General features: G+C 60.9%; 17 protein-coding genes. 12 read left to right on the top strand and 5 right to left on the bottom strand.

Annotated elements, in window-relative coordinates; all coding sequences use genetic code 11:
* Positions 1-11 precede the first annotated feature (11 nt).
* From AC1DNW_RS33950 to AC1DNW_RS33930, 5 genes are all read right to left on the bottom strand, one after another.
* A complete protein-coding gene (locus AC1DNW_RS33950) occupies positions 12-1,601 on the bottom strand; it encodes a copper resistance CopC/CopD family protein (protein ID WP_477855601.1) in 1,590 nt (529 codons plus the stop codon).
* Positions 1,602-1,624: 23 nt separating this feature from the next.
* The gene (locus tag AC1DNW_RS33945; protein WP_477855600.1) at positions 1,625-2,152 is read right to left on the bottom strand and encodes a YcnI family copper-binding membrane protein; all 528 of its coding nucleotides are present in this window, start codon (positions 2,150-2,152) and stop codon (positions 1,625-1,627) included.
* Between the two features lie 58 nt (positions 2,153-2,210).
* Entirely contained in the window at positions 2,211-2,663 is a 453-nt protein-coding gene (locus AC1DNW_RS33940; protein ID WP_477855599.1) for a pseudoazurin, read from the bottom strand.
* A gap of 562 nt (positions 2,664-3,225) precedes the next feature.
* A complete protein-coding gene (locus AC1DNW_RS33935) occupies positions 3,226-5,151 on the bottom strand; it encodes a hybrid sensor histidine kinase/response regulator (protein WP_477855598.1) in 1,926 nt (641 codons plus the stop codon).
* A 17-nt stretch (positions 5,152-5,168) separates the two neighbouring features.
* Positions 5,169-5,897, bottom strand: coding sequence for a helix-turn-helix domain-containing protein (locus AC1DNW_RS33930; protein WP_113312164.1), 729 nt, complete (start codon positions 5,895-5,897; stop codon positions 5,169-5,171).
* Positions 5,898-6,130: 233 nt separating this feature from the next.
* Between AC1DNW_RS33930 and ccoN the strand changes: the two genes are divergently transcribed.
* From ccoN to ccmI, 12 genes are all read left to right on the top strand, one after another.
* On the top strand, positions 6,131-7,753 hold the full coding sequence (ccoN, locus tag AC1DNW_RS33925; RefSeq protein WP_113312163.1) for a cytochrome-c oxidase, cbb3-type subunit I: 1,623 nt from the start codon (positions 6,131-6,133) through the stop codon (positions 7,751-7,753).
* An 8-nt stretch (positions 7,754-7,761) separates the two neighbouring features.
* A complete protein-coding gene (gene ccoO / locus AC1DNW_RS33920; RefSeq protein WP_477855597.1) occupies positions 7,762-8,496 on the top strand; it encodes a cytochrome-c oxidase, cbb3-type subunit II in 735 nt (244 codons plus the stop codon).
* Between the two features lie 8 nt (positions 8,497-8,504).
* Positions 8,505-8,657 carry a cbb3-type cytochrome c oxidase subunit 3 gene (locus AC1DNW_RS33915; RefSeq protein ID WP_112546975.1) on the top strand — a complete coding sequence of 51 codons (153 nt, stop codon included), beginning with the start codon at positions 8,505-8,507 and terminating at the stop codon, positions 8,655-8,657.
* 1 nt (position 8,658) lies between these two features.
* Positions 8,659-9,522 carry a cytochrome-c oxidase, cbb3-type subunit III gene (gene ccoP, locus AC1DNW_RS33910; protein ID WP_477855596.1) on the top strand — a complete coding sequence of 288 codons (864 nt, stop codon included), beginning with the start codon at positions 8,659-8,661 and terminating at the stop codon, positions 9,520-9,522.
* A 12-nt stretch (positions 9,523-9,534) separates the two neighbouring features.
* A complete protein-coding gene (locus AC1DNW_RS33905; protein WP_113301999.1) occupies positions 9,535-9,720 on the top strand; it encodes a hypothetical protein in 186 nt (61 codons plus the stop codon).
* A 260-nt stretch (positions 9,721-9,980) separates the two neighbouring features.
* Positions 9,981-11,549, top strand: a complete 1,569-nt coding sequence (ccoG, locus tag AC1DNW_RS33900) for a cytochrome c oxidase accessory protein CcoG (RefSeq protein WP_477855595.1) — start codon at positions 9,981-9,983, stop codon at positions 11,547-11,549.
* Entirely contained in the window at positions 11,546-12,031 is a 486-nt protein-coding gene (locus AC1DNW_RS33895; protein WP_113335316.1) for a FixH family protein, read from the top strand. The genes ccoG and AC1DNW_RS33895 overlap by 4 nt, the downstream gene beginning before the upstream one ends.
* The gene (locus tag AC1DNW_RS33890; protein ID WP_477855594.1) at positions 12,028-14,310 is read left to right on the top strand and encodes a cation-translocating P-type ATPase; all 2,283 of its coding nucleotides are present in this window, start codon (positions 12,028-12,030) and stop codon (positions 14,308-14,310) included. The genes AC1DNW_RS33895 and AC1DNW_RS33890 overlap by 4 nt, the downstream gene beginning before the upstream one ends.
* The gene (gene ccoS, locus AC1DNW_RS33885) at positions 14,307-14,465 is read left to right on the top strand and encodes a cbb3-type cytochrome oxidase assembly protein CcoS (protein WP_113301994.1); all 159 of its coding nucleotides are present in this window, start codon (positions 14,307-14,309) and stop codon (positions 14,463-14,465) included. Before AC1DNW_RS33890 ends, ccoS begins: the two co-directional genes overlap by 4 nt.
* 23 nt (positions 14,466-14,488) lie before the next feature.
* The gene (locus AC1DNW_RS33880) at positions 14,489-15,154 is read left to right on the top strand and encodes a Crp/Fnr family transcriptional regulator (protein ID WP_477855593.1); all 666 of its coding nucleotides are present in this window, start codon (positions 14,489-14,491) and stop codon (positions 15,152-15,154) included.
* 179 nt (positions 15,155-15,333) lie between these two features.
* Entirely contained in the window at positions 15,334-16,062 is a 729-nt protein-coding gene (locus AC1DNW_RS33875; protein ID WP_477855592.1) for a response regulator, read from the top strand.
* Between the two features lie 63 nt (positions 16,063-16,125).
* Positions 16,126-17,163, top strand: coding sequence for a c-type cytochrome biogenesis protein CcmI (gene ccmI, locus AC1DNW_RS33870; protein ID WP_477855591.1), 1,038 nt, complete (start codon positions 16,126-16,128; stop codon positions 17,161-17,163).
* The last annotated feature ends 1 nt before the right edge of the window (position 17,164 follow it).

The following is a 17,164-nucleotide window of genomic DNA, read 5'->3' as shown; positions in this document are numbered from 1 at the left end:
AGGCCTATGGTCTAGTCGGTTCCTGCCGGAAGGTCGCCTTCGAGATGGACGAGGTTGAAGTCGTCGATCAGCACCTGAACGTCCACTCTCCAGCCTGCGATATCTGAAAGCGGCAGGTTACTTGCGGTCCATGTGCCATCGGCAGCATTTGCGAGGCCGTACTTGAGAGGCTCGATCCCCCGCAAGGCATTACGCAGGCTCAGAGATACGCTTCGTGGCTGCATCGGATCGAATTGCGGCGTCAGGATCGAAACGCGGATATCGGTCGTGCCTTCAGGTTGCGGCGTCAGTTCGAGTTCCGCCATTGCCTTCTGCCCATGGAGGTGGAGCGACACCGGCGGTTGGGCATGCGCATATTGATATTGCCCAGGGCCCGCAAAACGCCACAGCGAGGCGGCAGCGACGATCAAAAGCGCCAGCCCGATCTCTCCGCTAATGCTCCAGCCCAGCCTGCGCCGGGCAGCTGGGTCTCCCGCCAGTGCCGGAGCGGTGAGCCAAAAGCGGTTGTAGAGCGCCAGCATGCACAAGACTGCGATAAGGCCGATCTTGATGACCAGCACACGCGCAAACAGCGACGACCATGCCAGGTCGATGCGGGGTACTTCCATTATCGCAAGCAGCAGTCCTGCCAGTAGCATCAGGACGAAGGGGATGGGGATCAGGTGCGAGAAAAACCGCAGCGACCGCTGATCGTCCGCAGTGCGGCTGAGACCCAGGAGCGGCAGAAGACTGCCAACCCAGAAAAGCATGACGGCAGCGTGCAGGAAGATCGATGTCTGCGTAATGAAGCGAGGCTGCGCCATGGAACTGTGGCCAGTCAGCGTGAAGGAGAGTGAGGCAAGGACCAGCGCAGTGGCCGATGCTATGCGCGCCGATGGCGAAGGGAGGGCTGAGGTCATGACCGCAAGCACAATCGCCACAAGCCTGAGACATTGGGCGATCCCCGTTTGGTCAGAGAAAGACTGGGCGATCGGCTCCAGCCCGGCCCAGACGAGACCCGCGCCAATGTCGTCCAGCCCCTGAAGATAAAGCCCCGTCAAGACGAGCAAGATCGCAAGGGTTGCCAGGGCAGGGGACCCGGCGTGCGTCCTTGCCGGATCGAGCCAGCGATTGAAAAATGCGCCGCCGACAATGATGGCGAGAACGACCGTCGAACCGATATCGACAAACCAGATGGCTGCATGCAGTGCCTTCGACGACACCTCGGAAATATTGCTGGAGTGTGCCGACGGTTTGCCGACATGATAGACGATGGATCCGCCGATCGGATGTCCATCCTCCGATACCACCCTGTAGCTGACGATCATTGTGCCGTTTGCGAGGGAAGCGGGAAGGGACGCTTCGATTTCGGTATCCCTAGAACTCGCTGAAATCTCTCTGGCTGCTCCGTCGGCGGCGATCATGCTAAAGCGAATGACCCTGACGGTTTCGTTGAAGCGCAGCAGGACTTTCTCCGGCGCGACGGGGAGAATATCGTTATTTGCGGGCGAAGATGCGATCAGGACGGCGTGGGCGTCGGCTCCCGCCGCCATGATCAGAATCAGCCCCGCGACACGCGCGAGAAGGCAAAAGGCCGCCCAGAGGGAAAAATTCCGCGCCATGGGCGACCATCTCCCAATCCGTCTCAGGAATGAGGCGGCGCCACGACGTCGAAAAACGGCGCCGGGGTCTCATAGTCATCGGAGGTCTTGCCGGCAGCAGGAATGTCGATCCAGCGCTCGACCGCGCCTTCGGCGCATTCCTGGACGACGGGAACGTATATGCGTGTGGCCGCAGTCAGTTCCTTCGCGACGGTGGCGCGAAACACGAATTCATCATATTCGTCGTCGACAAGCGAGCCGCCTTGCCACACGATCTCGGTGAGGCCTTCCTTGACCTGTTTGCCATAGAGATCGTAGCTCTTTTCGTAGGTTCCGAGGATTTTTTGCAGCGTCCAGCCCGCCTTCGGCATCGGCTTGGCAGACAGCAATCCTTCAGGGATTTTCACCCGGATCCTGATGGTTGCCTTGCCTTCGCAGCCATGCCCCACGCGCAGCACCGCTTTGTAGGCCTTCCCGGATACCGCCTCGGTCTGCTCAAGGGTGATGTGGGCTTGCGCCGATCCGGCAATGCAAAAAAAGCCTGCCACGGCGAGCGCAAAGTGTTTGATCATGAGATGTCTCCTGGTCCGCAGGTGGGGCGCATGGCGCCGCCACCTGTGAGGGCCTGCTTTATTGCGTGACCTGCGCGACCTGCGCGAGATCGGCATCAAGGCGCTTGCGCACCATGTTCGGAAGCTTGGCGGTCTTGATGACTTCGAGGTTGGCAGGGTTGTCGCCCACCTGGATCAGCGCCACCATGCCCATACCTGCGTGCGGCGTGCACTTGATGACATAGGCGCCGGGGACGTCGAATTTGGCTTGGTATTGCTCGCTCGGCTTGGATTTGAACTCGGCAGCCCCATCCGGAATAAGGCCCTTGTAGGTCTCGGCATTGTGGCTCTTGTCGGTGGGCACGAAAGTAACGGTGTCGCCGGGCGCGATCTTGACGAACCCCGGCTCGAAGACCATCACGCCGTCAGCGCCCTTGTTGAGCATCTGGATCTGATGGTCGGCGGCCATGAGCGGCGCTGCCGATGCCATTAGAGCTGCCGCGGYAGCGATCAGTCCAAATTTCAGACGCATTGCATTTCTCCTATCGTTCGCGGCCGATCCTGGCCTCGGCTGCGGTTCTAGGACATGCACACGTATTACTCTTTGATGCCCGTCAAATTGGCGGCGCCAATTCGGATGACCGGCGGTTCGCCCGGTCTGGTTTTGAAGACACGCAGCCAAACCGGCGGGCAGCCGGCAATCACGTTGATGACGGCATTGACCCGTGGGCCGATCATGACGTCTTACAAACTGTTGGAGGCTAGCTGGTCGAGGCGGAAACATGGCGCTCGCAATAGGTGGCCAGCAATGCAACCAGCTGGTTGACGAGGCCGTTAGTCCGATTCCAGGATGGCGGCGACCTCAAATGGGCGCGCAGTCGCGCCTCTAATAGATATCTATCCGCCCGGCGAGCTTGTCGGGTCCATTGGTGCCTCCGACCCCGTCATCGGCAGAATTCATCGCGGCATTCTTCTGTGGCCGGCGGCCTCAGGAGAAGCCGTGGATGCACGTTCGCGTGCGCGGAACCTTCAAGAAAGATTCCGGCGGACAATCGGATTGCTGGATTTTTTGAGAAGGTCCACGCGCGCCCGCCTTACCGGGCGTCGATCAGCTCTCGCACTTTCTGGGCAAGTTCGCGTGCCGTGTAGGGCTTTCGAAGCCATTGCGCGCCGGCGATGACCTCGTTTACCGCCAGAGCCGGCTCCGAATAGCCTGATGTGAACAGCACGGCGAGGTCGGGCCGTTCGGCGCGCGCCGCCCTTGCCAGCTCGTCGCCGGTCATGCCTCCGGGCATGACGATGTCGGTGAACAAAAGCGCGACGTCTGGCTGGTTCTTGAGCAGGTCAAGTGCGCGTCGGCCATTGTCGGCCTCAATCACCGCATATCCCATACCGGTGAGCCTGGCGACCGCAACCCTGCGGACGCGCGCGTCGTCCTCGACGACAAGAACGCGTTCATCGCCACCTGGTAATGCGGCCTCGACCTTGTCACCGACAGTCGCTTCGTCCCGTGCGCTGGCGCTTGAAAGAGCCGGCAGGTAGACGCGGATCGTCGAGCCGCGACCGACCTCGCTGTAAATCTGCAGGTGGCCGCCCGATTGCTTGACGAAGCCGTAGACCATGCTCAGACCCAATCCGGTTCCGGACCCGACTTCCTTGGTGGTGAAGAAGGGCTCGATCGCGCGCTTCTTGACCTCCTCGCTCATGCCGTCGCCGGTATCGCTCATCGAAACGAGGACAAAGTTTCCGCTGCGGACTTCCGGATACATTTTCGCGTAGTCGGCATCGAGCTGCACACGGGAGACCTCTGTGGTCAAAGTGCCGCCCCTGGGCATGGCGTCGCGCGCGTTCAGAGCGATGTTGAGGATTGCGTTCTGCAGTTGCGAACTGTCGACCAGCACGTTGAAATCGGACCCAGAAAGGACGGTCGACAGTCGAATGTTTTCCCCGAGCGTCCTTCGTAGCAAGTCCGAAAAGCCGGTGACGAGCTGGCCGAGATCGGCCTGCTTCGGGTTCAACGGCTGGCGTCTTCCGAAGGCCAGCAGCTGTCCGGTAAGCTTTGCGCCGTCGGCTGCGGCATCTTGGGCCTCCTGCAGCATGTCGCGCAACGGGCCTGCCGGGAGCTTGTCCTCGATCATCTCCAGATTGCCGCTGATCACGGTCAGCAGGTTGTTGAAGTCGTGCGCCAGCCCGCCGGTCAATTGACCCACGGCTTCCATCTTCTGGGCCTGGCGAAGATCCTCCTCGATCTTGAACCTGCTTGTCAGATCGCGAACGAAGCCGGTGAAGATGCGTTCGCCGTCTGCCGTCGCCTCGCCGACATGAAGCTCGATCGGAAACTGGGTGCCATCGGCGCGCTGGCCCGTCACGACGCGACCGTAACCGATGATCCGCTTCTCGCCCGTCTGCATGTAGTGGTCGAGATATCCGTCATGGGCAGCGCGATAGGGTTCGGGCATGAGCTTCTTGACGTTCTGGCCGCAGATTTCTTCAGAGGTGAAGCCGAAAAGCGTCTCGGCCGCCTTGCTGAATGACATGACATTGCCGCCCTGGTCGATGACGATCATGGCGTCGGGCACAGTGTCGAGGATCGAGGACAGATGGGCCTCGCGCGCCCGCACGGCCTCTTCTGCCTTGCGCAGGGCGCTGACGTCGCTGTTTGCCTCGATGACGACGGGATCACCATCGGGAAGGTTGACGAGCACGCAGCGGGTTGCCACGTGCATGTCGTGACCGTTCTTGTGACGATGAACGACCTCGCCCTGCCAGAAGCCCCGTGTCGTCAAATGCGCGCGTATGGCGTCCATCGGTTCAGGGAAGCGGGTATCGAGCAAACCGTAGACGGTCTCGCCGACGGCCTCTTCGCGGGTCCAGCCGTACATATTCTCGCTGCCGATCGACCAATGAGTGATCGTGCCCTCGAGCCGGTGGACGATGATATCAGCCCCGTCGAGAACATGCACGAGCGCGTCCAGTTCCTGGGGCGATGCGGTGCGCGGCGAGATCAGACGATGGGGCATAAACGTTCGTTCCGCAATCAGTGGACGCTACCCCTATGGCAGGTTCTATCCGAAAAATCATCCACATTGCCCGATAACTGCGCGAGGCGGGCAAGATTGACGATACGCAGATTATGCCGACCGTCCGGAGTGACGATTTTCCTCTGGGCGAGCTTGCTGATCGAGCGGGAAACGGTCTCGATGGTCAGGCCGAGATAATCGGCGATGTCCTGTCGGCTCATCGGCACCTCGAGCAGCCCCTGGTGGAGTGATTCGCCGTGACGGGTCGCAAGCTTCATGAGAAAGGTACAGAGGCGCTCCTCGGCATTTTTCCTGGATAGCAGCACAAGTTGATCGTGGGCCGACGCGGTCTCCCTGCAGAGCAGATTGATATAGGCCGGCCGCAGAATCTCCGAGCGCTCAACTTCCTCGTGGAACTGCTTGCGCGAGAGACGGCGGATCTTGCAATCCGTCACTGCTTCGGCGGTAAATAAGAAGTCGCCTTGCAGGAAGGAGCCGACAACGTCACCGGCGAAGTGGAAGGCGGTGATGACCCGGCGTCCATCGCCGATGATGCGGTGGAGACGCACGACGCCCTCGGTGATCTGGAACAGATGCCGTGCTGCATCCCCCTCCCAGCAGATCGCCTTTCCTGCCTCGATCGTTTCGGTCGCCGACATCTGGAAAAGCGCCGACAGGCAGTTGCTCTGAACTGCCTTTGCGCCAAGATCGACGTTCTCGAATGCCTGGTGGCCTTGCATCAACATCCCGATAATCCCCGTGCCCTGATTGACTGTGAGGCCAATAGAAAGGTGTTCAGTCACAGCGGAATGAGCGGACGGTGCCAAAGGGTAAGACTCTGTAACAGTCTGTAACAACGGACAAAGCCACGCCTTCGTTGACCTGGATCAAGGAGCGGTTGTGGGGGTCGTGACAGTCGTTCCTCAACGTACGAGAAAGGCGACCGCCCTGTGGTCGTCTGCGCACTGGGGACGTCATCATGAACTATACTGCGGAAACCATGGTGGTCGCCGTGGGAGCATTCCTGGCACTGCTTGGCGCTGCTTTCGCCCACGACCATCTATTTTCAATCCACATGGGGATATTGAGCTTCTGCCTTTTCGTGGGAACGTTGCTTCTCGTGAGAAAGGTGGATTTCTCGCCGGCGGGCCGGTTGCCGAAAGCCGATCTGACCGGCTATTTCGACGAGGTGATCCGCTACGGCCTGATCGCTACCGTGTTCTGGGGCGTCGTCGGCTTCCTCGTGGGCGTTGTGATTGCGGCCCAATTGGCATTCCCGGATCTCAACCTCGCCCCCTATCTGAATTTCGGCAGGCTTCGGCCCGTCCATACCTCGGCGGTGATCTTCGCCTTTGGCGGTAATGCGCTGATCATGACGTCGTTCTACGTCGTCCAGCGCACCTGTCATGCGCGCCTGTTCGGCGGCAGCCTCGCCTGGTTCGTCTTCTGGGGCTACCAGCTCTTCATCGTCATGGCCGCGACCGGCTATGTCCTCGGCATCAACCAGGCGCGCGAATATGCCGAGCCTGAATGGTATGTCGACCTCTGGCTGACGATCGTCTGGGTTGCCTACTTGCTCGTCTTTCTCGGCACCATCCTGAAGCGCAAGGAGCCACATATCTATGTGGCGAACTGGTTCTATCTCGGCTTCATCGTGACGATCGCGATGCTGCACGTCGTCAACAATCTCGCAGTGCCGGTCTCTTTCCTCGGCTCGAAGAGCTACTCGCTGTTTTCGGGCGTTCAGGACGCCCTGACGCAGTGGTGGTACGGCCATAACGCCGTCGGCTTCTTCCTGACCGCCGGCTTCCTCGGGATGATGTATTATTTCGTGCCCAAGCAGGCCAACCGCCCGGTCTATTCCTACCGGCTGTCGATCATCCACTTCTGGGCACTGATCTTCATGTATATCTGGGCCGGACCCCATCACCTGCACTATACCGCGCTCCCCGACTGGGCGCAGACCCTCGGCATGGTCTTTTCTATCATGCTCTGGATGCCCTCTTGGGGCGGTATGATCAACGGCCTGATGACGCTGTCTGGCGCGTGGGACAAGATCCGCACCGATCCCATCATTCGCATGATGATCGTTGCGATTGCCTTTTACGGGATGTCGACCTTCGAAGGGCCGATGATGTCGGTCAAGACCGTGAACTCGCTCAGCCACTACACCGAATGGACCATTGGTCACGTGCATTCGGGTGCGCTCGGCTGGGTCGGCATGATCACCTTCGGTGCGATCTACTATATGACGCCGAAGCTTTGGGGTCGCGAACGCCTCTACAGCCTGCGCATGGTCAACTGGCACTTCTGGCTCGCAACGCTCGGCATCGTCGTCTATGCGGCGGTCCTGTGGGTCGCCGGTATCCAGCAAGGCCTGATGTGGCGCGAATATAATTCCCAGGGCTTCCTCGTTTACTCCTTCGCCGAAACCGTGGCTGCGATGTTCCCCTATTACGTGCTGCGCACGCTAGGCGGTGGTCTCTACCTGGCCGGCGGCCTGGTGATGGCCTGGAACGTTTTCATGACCATCCGCGGCCATCTGCGCGACGAAGCCGAAATTCCTTCTGCCTATGTGCCGCAGGCACAGGCTGCCGAGTGAGGTGACACATGGCATCAATCCTGGACAAACATCAGATCCTCGAGAAAAACGCGACCCTTCTTCTGGTCGGCTCGCTGCTCGTGGTCAGCATCGGCGGTATCGTCGAAATCGCTCCGCTCTTCTACCTGCAGAACACGATCGAGAAGGTGGAGGGAATGCGTCCCTATACGCCGCTCGAGCTGGCAGGTCGCAACATCTACATCCGCGAGGGTTGCTATCTCTGCCATAGCCAGATGATCAGGCCGTTCCGAGAGGAGGTGGAGCGCTACGGCCATTATTCGCTGGCCGCTGAATCCATGTACGACCATCCCTTTCAATGGGGCTCGAAACGCACTGGTCCGGACCTGGCGCGCGTGGGCGCGCGCTACTCCAACGAGTGGCATGTCCAGCACCTGTCGAACCCGCGAGCCGTGGTGCCGGAATCGATCATGCCGAGCTACGCCTTCCTCAGGGAGCAGGAGGTCACCGTCAAGGACGTCGGCATGGACCTCAAGGCGAATGTGGATGTCGGCGTGCCCTATAGCGACGACATGATCGCCAATGCGGAGGTGGACATGAAGGCGCAGGCCGACCCGAATGCCGATACGACAGCACTGCTCGAGCGGTACCCCAAGGCCAAGGTCGGCGATTTTGACGGCGATCCTTCCAAGCTCACCGAGATGGACGCCCTGGTGGCCTATCTGCAGATGCTTGGCACGCTTGTCGACTTCTCGACCTATGACGACGCCACCGGCTACCGATGAGGTGAAACATGGAAACCTACACCGCAATGCGGCACTTCGCCGACAGCTGGGGCCTCCTGGCAATGACGGCCTTCTTCATCGGAGCAGTGATTTTTACGCTCCGTCCCGGCGGCAAGCAGGCCGCCAAGGATGCCGCCAACATTCCTCTGAAGGACGATTGAGATGTCGGACAAACATATCGATGAAATCAGCGGCGTGGAGACGACCGGCCATGAATGGGACGGCATCCGTGAACTGAACAATCCGATGCCCCGGTGGTGGGTATGGACCTTCTACGCGACGATCCTGTGGGCCATCGGCTATGCCATCGCCTATCCGGCCATACCGATGATCACATCGGCCACGAAAGGCTATTTCGGTTTTTCCAGCCGCGCCGAACTGCAACAGGACCTCGATCTGGCCAAGGTGTCGCAGACGAGGTTCCACGACATGATCGCCGCCAAGACCGTGCAGGAAATCGACGCCGATCCGGCCCTTCGCGAATTTGCGATCGCCGGCGGCGCGTCTGCCTTCAAGGTCAACTGCGCCCCGTGCCACGGTTCGGGTGCAAGTGGCGGGCCGGGTTTTCCCAATCTCAACGACGACGACTGGCTCTGGGGCGGCGACCTTGATTCCATCCAGACGACAATCGCCCACGGCATCCGTTTCGACGGCGACCCAGAGGCACATGCTTCCGAAATGCCGGCCTTCGCCGACATGCTCGACAAGGATCAGATCCGGCAGGTCGCCGCCTATGTCTGGAGCCTGACGAACAAGCCATCGGACGAAGCCCTCGTGGAACCCGGMAAGCAGCTGTTCATCGACAATTGCGMGGCTTGTCACGGCGAGGATGCCAAGGGCAAGCCGGATATGGGCGCGCCTGATCTTGCCGATGCCATCTGGCTGAAGGGCAGGGGCGAGGACGCCATCGCTCGCCAGGTCGCGGCTCCGAAGCATGGTGTCATGCCGGCCTGGTCCGCGCGCCTCGGGGACACGACCGTCAAGGAACTCACCGTGTTCGTCCACTCGCTCGGCGGCGGCCTATGAGGAGCCGGCATGATGACGAACCATGACCATAACGCACTCCTTGCACTTTATGGCACCCCGCGCGCGGTGATCCGTTCGCGTGTGTCGATGCGTGCAAAGTCCGCCCCGCCGGCCTGTGAGCAGGAGGATCCCGCAAGGATCGGCAGTTCGATCGTAAGCTTGATCTGCCTCAAAGATCACAACCCGACGAGCCGCTAGATCTGCAAACGAGGACGTCCCAGCGGCTTCTCCCCGTTGTCCTCCAGGGCCGCGTCCATCTCTCCGGACGCGGCCCTTTCTCCTTGATCGAGCGCAAAGAACGATCGGACGCAACCGCCTATGTCTGGCGGCCGCCCGGCTCTCTCAGGGCTGCATCTCCTGCCCGCCTGCCTTCTCCGTGCAAACCACGTTCTTGATATGAATCAAGGATCGTCAGCTGGAAACGGAGGAGAAGGGCAGTCGCAAATCGGAACAGGCCCATGAACCTCTACACAGCACCCGATCCAAAGTCAGTGGAACGTGTCAACGCGGAGCCGGTCAACGCCCGCCGCAACCGCCAGCCACTTTACGCAGCGCGCAAGAAGGTCTTCCCCAAGCGGGTCGAAGGACGCTTTCGCCGATTCAAATGGATCGTGATGCTGATCACCCTTGCGATCTATTATCTTGCCCCTTGGATCCGCTGGGACCGCGGACCCTACGCGCCCCACCAGGCGATCCTGATCGACCTTTCGTCGCGCCGTTTCTTTTTCTTCTTCATCGAGATCTGGCCGCAGGAATTCTATTATGTCGCCGGCTTGCTGGTCATGGCCGGCTTCGGGCTGTTTCTGGTTACCTCGGCTGTCGGCCGCGCATGGTGCGGTTATGCCTGTCCGCAGACGGTCTGGGTCGACCTCTTTCTCGTCGTCGAGCGCGCCATCGAAGGTGACCGCAATGCCAGAATGAAGCTCGACGCCGGGCCGTGGACGCTCGGCAAGCTCCGCAAGCGCCTGTTCAAGCACGCGATCTGGCTTGTTATCGGCGTCCTCACCGGCGGTGCCTGGATCTTCTACTTCGCTGACACGCCGACGCTCGTCAAAGAGCTCTTCACCGGTCAGGCTCCTGCCKTCGCCTACGCCACGGTGGCCGTTCTGACGTCGACCACCTACGTCTTCGGCGGGCTGCTGCGCGAACAGGTCTGTACCTATATGTGCCCCTGGCCGCGTATACAGGGCGCCATGCTCGACGAGAATTCGCTGGTCGTGACTTATAACGACTGGCGTGGCGAACAGCGCTCGCGCCATGCTAAGAAGACGCAAGCGGGGGGGCAGGCCGTCGGCGACTGCGTCGACTGCAATGCCTGCGTTGCGGTCTGTCCGATGGGTATCGATATTCGCGATGGACAGCAGATGGAGTGCATCACCTGCGCGCTCTGCATCGACGCCTGCGACAATGTCATGGACAAGCTCGGCAAACCGCGCGGCCTGATCGCCTATGCGACGCTCAGCGAATATGCGAGCAATATGAATATCGCCACCGAGGCCGGCCGGACACCGGTCCAGCCGGCGCGCGTCAGAAATCCGGACGGTTCGTTTATCGACGGCATTCGCCATTTCAACTGGCGCATCATCTTCCGGCCACGCGTCGTCTTTTACGCGAGCGTCTGGACCTGCATCGGCATTGCCATGCTCGTGCACCTGTCGATGCGCGAACGGCTGGAGCTCAATGTCGTCCATGACCGCAATCCTCAATATGTACTGGAAAGCGATGGATCGATCCGCAACGGGTACACGCTGCGTGTCCTCAACATGGTTCCCAAGCCGCGCACGATCGAACTGACCCTGTCGGGCATCGATGATGCGGCGATGCGGATTCCCGAGCTCGGCAAGGAGGAGGGACGTCGGTTCACCATCGACGCCGCGCCCGACGCCGTCACGACGGTCAAGGTCTTCATCACCCGCAAGCCGACGAGCAGCGCCGTCAGCGAATTCCTCTTTTCGATCGAAGACGCCGACCATGCCGACCGAGCGACCTATCGGGCCGCGTTCAACGCCCCAGGAGATGTCAGATGAGCACCCGCACCCCAGGATTTACCGGCACGCACATGCTGCTGACGACATGTGCCTTCTTCGCCGTTATCATCGCCGTCAACTTTACGATGGCCTGGTACGCCTCGTCGAGCTGGAGCGGCCTCGTGGTCGAAAACACCTATGTCGCCAGCCAGGAGTTCAACCAGAAGGCAGCAGCCATGAAGGCGATGGCTGCCTCGGGGATTACCGGCAGGCTTTCGCTGAAGGGCGGTGAAATCCACTACGACATCGGCAACAGGGACGGCTCGCCGGCTGATATCGATGAGGTCGTGGCCAACTTCAAACGGCCGGTCGGCGACCACGAAGATTTTCGCGTTGCCATGACCAAACTCTCTGAAGGTCGATTCGAGGCGGCTCACGCGATCGCCGCCGGGGACTGGATCGTCGAAGTGACCTCGCGCCGCAGCGGCGAAATCGTCATGCACGAAGCCGTTCGCATCGACACCGCGGAGTTCGGCCAATGACCTGCTGTACCATGAATGCGGATGGTGTCCTGGCGATGAGCACGACCTCCTTCAGCGCTGAGGAGATCGGCCTTGCCAGTCACGCGCTCGGCGGCGGGCTTCGTCAGCTCGATCTCAGCGTCCCCGACGTCCATTGCGGCGCCTGCATATCGACCATCGAACGGGCTTTGAAGGCCCTGCCTTATGTGCGACGGGCCAGGGTGAACCTGACGTCCAGGCGCCTGAGCTGCATCTATGTCGAGGACATGGACGACCGGCCGGTGGATCCCACCGGCATCATTGCCGCGATCAGTGCGACCGGATACAGGGTTCATCTCTTCGAGCGGATGGCGCTAGAAAGCGACAAGACACGCAATCAGCTTCTCCTTGCGGTGGGTGTTGCGGGCTTTGCCGCGGCAAATATCATGCTGCTCTCGGTCTCCGTCTGGTCTGGCGCGGATGCCGCGACACGCGACATGTTCCATTGGATTTCGGCGATGATCGCGGCCCCTGCGCTCATCTATTCAGGCCGGTTTTTCTTTCGGTCGGCCTGGAATGCGTTGAAGCGCGGCCGCACGAACATGGACGTGCCGATTTCACTTGCCGTCACGCTCTCCTATGCCGTTTCGCTCTGGGAGACGATGCATCACGGCGAGCATGCCTGGTTCGACGCCACCGTATCGCTGCTGTTCTTCCTGCTGATCGGCCGGACCCTCGACCATGTGATGCGCGAGAAGGCACGCGCGGCAATCAACGGGCTGGCGCGGCTTGCTCCGCGCGGGGCGCTGGTGGTGGCTGCCGACGGGTCGAGACGTTACGCGGCGGTCGAAGAGATTGTCGTCGGCGACGAGATTGCCGTGGCGGCCGGCGACCGCATTCCGGTCGACGGTATCGTCGCCAGCGGCGAGAGTGATCTCGACCTGTCGATCGTGACGGGTGAGAGCAGCCCGGTGGCCGTGAAACCGGGAACGGACGTCCATTCCGGGGCGATGAACCTGACAGGGTCGCTCATCGTGCGTACGACGAAGCTGGCACGCAACTCACTGCTTGCCGAGATCATCGGCCTGATGGAGGCCGCGGAAGGGGGGCGGGCGCGCTACCGGCGGATCGCCGACAGGGCCGCGGCGCTCTATTCGCCAGTCGTGCATCTGCTCGCGCTGGTGTCGTTTCTGAGTTGGGGGATCATAGGCGGAGACTGGAAGCAGGCGATGCTCGTCGGCGTTGCCGTGCTCATCATCACCTGCCCATGCGCTCTGGGGCTGGCCGTCCCGGTCGTGCAGGTCGTTGCAGCCGGCGAACTCTTTCGCAGGGGCGTCATGGTCAAGGACGGTTCGGCGCTCGAGCGGCTCGCGGAGGTCGATGCCGTCGCATTCGACAAGACCGGTACGCTGACGCTGGGGCGTCCAAGGCTCGTGCGGACGGAGGCCGATAATATCAGGAGCATCGCGATCGCAGCCGGGCTTGCTCACCATTCCAGGCATCCTCTCTCGCAGTCGCTCGCCCGTCAGGCGGACGCAGCCGAGCAATTCGAGCGTGTGGTGGAGGTTGCAGGCGGCGGCCTCGAAGCCTCTCGTGGGGATGTCGTCTATAGGCTCGGAAACGCGTCTTTCGCTTGCGGACAGGCCGATATCGCGACATCAGACAGTCCGCTTTCCGAAGTCGTGCTTTCGGCAAACGGGGTAGCGCTGGCCCGCTTCTTCTTCGATGACACGCTTCGCCCCGGAGCAGTCGAGGCGGTCGCTGATCTGGAATCGGCCGGGTTTCAGACGTTGATTTTTTCGGGGGACCGCCAGTCCGTGGTGGAAAGCACGGCACGCAGCCTCGGCGTCGATCACGCCCGTGGCGCATTGACGCCGAAGCAGAAGGTGGAAGCCTGCGAGGCCTTGCGAGAGAAAGGACGCCGGGTTCTGATGGTCGGTGATGGCATCAACGATGCGCCCGCCCTGGCTGCAGCCCATGTCTMCATGGCGCCATCCAGCGCATCCGACATCGGACGCCAGGCGGCCGACCTCGTGTTCTTTAACGAACGGCTCGATGCGGTGCCCGAAGCGATACGGATCGCCAGGCGTTCGGCCGCGCTCATCCGGCAGAATTTCGCCCTTGCGATCGGCTACAACATCCTCGCCGTGCCGATTGCGATCGCCGGCTTTGCGACGCCGCTGATCGCGGCCGTGGCGATGTCCACCTCCTCCATCATCGTCGTTACCAACGCCCTGCGTCTGAACGCCTTTACAATGCGAAGCGCCCCTCTGCCGGCGATGCCTGAGTTCGCCCGCGACCAGGAGGTCAAGGTCATATGAACATGCTCCTCTATCTGATCCCGATCGCCCTGTTCATGGGCGGCCTCGGACTTGCCGCGTTCCTTTGGTCCTTAAAAAGCGGTCAGTATGATGATCTGGAAGGCGCTTCCTGGCGGGTGCTTGCCGACGATGATTCCGATCCAACCGTCACGTGAGCGCATCAGCCAGGAAAAGATAGATGCTCTTCAACAACGAACGGCTTTTGCAGTCGGACCTATTCGGTGAGCTCAGCGAGGATACTGTAATGCGCCTTACCGTCCTCGCCAGGCGGCGCACATATGTAGCCGGCGAAGAGATTTTTGCTGAAGGGGATCCTGGCATCCATGCGCTCTATGTCGCAAGTGGCGTGGTCAGGTTGACCCGAAGGGAATCGAGCGGGGAAGAGGCGGACGTCTGCGTCTGCGAACCGGGCGATTTCATCGGCGAATATGTCATAGCGCTCGGCGGCAATTATGCGCACGGCGCCTGCGCTGGCGCCTTGAGCGAGCTCATGCTCTTCGAGGCTGCGGCGCTGCGGGCACTCGCCGAGAAGTGCCCCCAGTTCCAGCGCAACCTGCTGAAAATATCGGCTCGCCATCTCCTCGAGGCCTTCGATGGCATGGCCGGCGATCGTTTGCACACGGCGGCTCAGCGTGTGGCCAATTTCCTGTTGCGCCAGTGCCCGGAAGCGGCGCTTCAGGCGACATTCCATCTTCCGTACAAGAAGCAGATTCTCKCTGGAAAACTCGGGCTTGGACCGGAGGCCCTGTCACGGGCGTTTGCCGCCCTGACACGATGCGGGGTCGACGTAAAGGGTCGAACGGTGCTTATCGAAAACGTCGCGCTGCTGCGCCAGGCCTGTTAGCGACAATCACGCCGGATCCCAATGGGCAATGTTGTCGTGCTACCGCGATGGGCCCACCAGTCCGGAACGTTCATCACCAGCTTTTTCTTGAAACCACTGCATGCGGCGCCGGGAACGGTGGCGCTGCCCGAGTTCCTGCGGTATCTGATTGGCAAGACGAAACAAGATTAACGAGGACAATGGAACCGGACCGTATTCTGGTGGTCGATGACGACGCACGGATCAGGCAGATGCTGGTGCGTTACTTCGAAGACAATGGATTTAAGGTGAACGCCGTCGCAAACGGTGCGGCGATGCGTTCCGAACTGGCCAGGGGCTCTTACGCGGCAATTTTTCTCGATCTGGTGCTTCCGAACGGCGAAAATGGTCTCGAATTGTTGCGGGAGCTTCGAAGCACATCCGACGTGCCGGTTCTCATGCTGACCGGTCAGGACGATGTCACGGACAAGGTTGTCGGCCTCGAGGTCGGMGCCGATGATTACATTGCCAAGCCATTTCATCTGAGGGAACTCCTGGCTCGTCTGAGGACAATCCTGCGGCGGCGCACATCCTCGGACGGTGCCCGCGCCGCCAATGGAGAAGAAGAAACGCTMGCCTTCGAAGGCTGGTCTCTCGATGTGTCGCGCAGGCGGCTGACCTCGCCCCACGGCGAGGACATTGCCTTGACGACGGGCGAGTTCGACATGCTTCTGGTTTTCGTGCGCAATCCCGGCCGGGTGCTTTCGCGCGAGACGCTGATGGATATGACGAGGAACCGCAATCTCGAAGCCTTCGATCGCGCAATCGACGCCCAGATCGTCCGCTTGCGCAAGAAGATTGAGGATGATCCGAAGAGCCCGGATCTCATCCAGTCGGTGCGCGGCGTCGGTTATGTCTTCACCGGCMGACCGGGACGAACATCGAGATAGTTGATTYTCGTCAATGTCCGGTCCGCTGCTGGGGTTATGTGTCGAGCCACTATGGCTGTACCAATGACGATCTGGATTCTTTTCGCGGTGATGACGACCGCAGCAACTGCCATCCTGCTTCATCCGCTTTCAACGGGGGGGCGGAAGGCAGCGAGCGTCAAAGCGGATGCCGGCAAGGTCTATCGCGACCAGCTTTTCGAACTTGACGAGGATATCGCCTCAGGACGTATCTCGCCGGGCGAATACGAACTGGCCAAAGCAGAAACGGCGCGCCGGCTCTTCAAGGCCGCGGATGACAACCGGCCGGCGCAGACCGCGCAACGCTCCGACAGATGGCTGAAACATGCCATCGCCGTGTTCTTGCCATTGCTCAGCATCGCTCTTTACGTCTCGCTCGGCTCTCCCGATCTTCCCTCCCGTCCGCTGGCCATAAGGCTCGCCGAGCCCGGCGAGGATCTCGCAATCCTCGTGAAGAAGATGKAAGATCACCTGACCGGTCAGCCTGAGGATGGGCGCGGATGGGACGTCATCGCTCCGGTTTATCTCAAGATGGGCAGGGTCGATGACGCGGCAAAAGCCTATCGTGCGGCGCTTCGCCTCGGCGGAGCCAATGTCTCCCGCCTGGAGGGACTGTCGGAAACGCTAATGGCCACGTCAAACGGCCTGGTGGCCACAGACGTGCTTGATGAACTCAAGCAAATACTATCTCTCGAGCCGAACAACCCGCGTGCGCGTTTCTACATCGCGCTGAGCCTGGAGCAGGCGGGCCGACCCGGCGAGGCGCGGGGTGCCTTCGAGGATCTCGCCAGGCAGTCGCCGGCCGACGCACCGTGGCTGCCGCTGGTCAACGAGCACATCGCCAAAAACGGCGGCACAGCGGTCGCGTCTGCAGGTGAACCTGCCGCACAGCCTGCGGCTCCCGGCGGCCCGACGACGGAAGATGTCGCAGCGGCCGAGACGATGAACAGCGGCGACCGGCAGCAGATGATCCGCGGCATGGTGGAGAGCCTGGATGCCAAACTGTCTGCCGATCCTGATAATTTCGAGGGCTGGATGCGCCTTGTCCGCTCTTACGCCGTATTGAATCTTACGCCGTATTGAA

It is taken from the genome of Rhizobium sp. 05L429, assembly GCF_056397645.1.
This window is presented reverse-complemented; position numbering and strand designations above follow the sequence as displayed.

Bases quoted from the DNA above. Each gene is read 5' to 3' on its own strand.
- AC1DNW_RS33950 (WP_477855601.1), bottom strand. From the start codon at position 1,601: ATGGCGCGGAATTTTTCCCTCTGGGCGGCCTTTTGCCTTCTCGCGCGT.
- AC1DNW_RS33945 (WP_477855600.1), bottom strand. From the start codon at position 2,152: ATGATCAAACACTTTGCGCTCGCCGTGGCAGGCTTTTTTTGCATTGCC.
- AC1DNW_RS33935 (WP_477855598.1), bottom strand. From the start codon at position 5,151: ATGCCCCATCGTCTGATCTCGCCGCGCACCGCATCGCCCCAGGAACTG.
- AC1DNW_RS33930 (WP_113312164.1), bottom strand. From the start codon at position 5,897: ATGTTGATGCAAGGCCACCAGGCATTCGAGAACGTCGATCTTGGCGCA.
- ccoN (WP_113312163.1), top strand. From the start codon at position 6,131: ATGAACTATACTGCGGAAACCATGGTGGTCGCCGTGGGAGCATTCCTG.
- ccoO (WP_477855597.1), top strand. From the start codon at position 7,762: ATGGCATCAATCCTGGACAAACATCAGATCCTCGAGAAAAACGCGACC.
- AC1DNW_RS33915 (WP_112546975.1), top strand. From the start codon at position 8,505: ATGGAAACCTACACCGCAATGCGGCACTTCGCCGACAGCTGGGGCCTC.
- AC1DNW_RS33905 (WP_113301999.1), top strand. From the start codon at position 9,535: ATGACGAACCATGACCATAACGCACTCCTTGCACTTTATGGCACCCCG.
- AC1DNW_RS33895 (WP_113335316.1), top strand. From the start codon at position 11,546: ATGAGCACCCGCACCCCAGGATTTACCGGCACGCACATGCTGCTGACG.
- ccoS (WP_113301994.1), top strand. From the start codon at position 14,307: ATGAACATGCTCCTCTATCTGATCCCGATCGCCCTGTTCATGGGCGGC.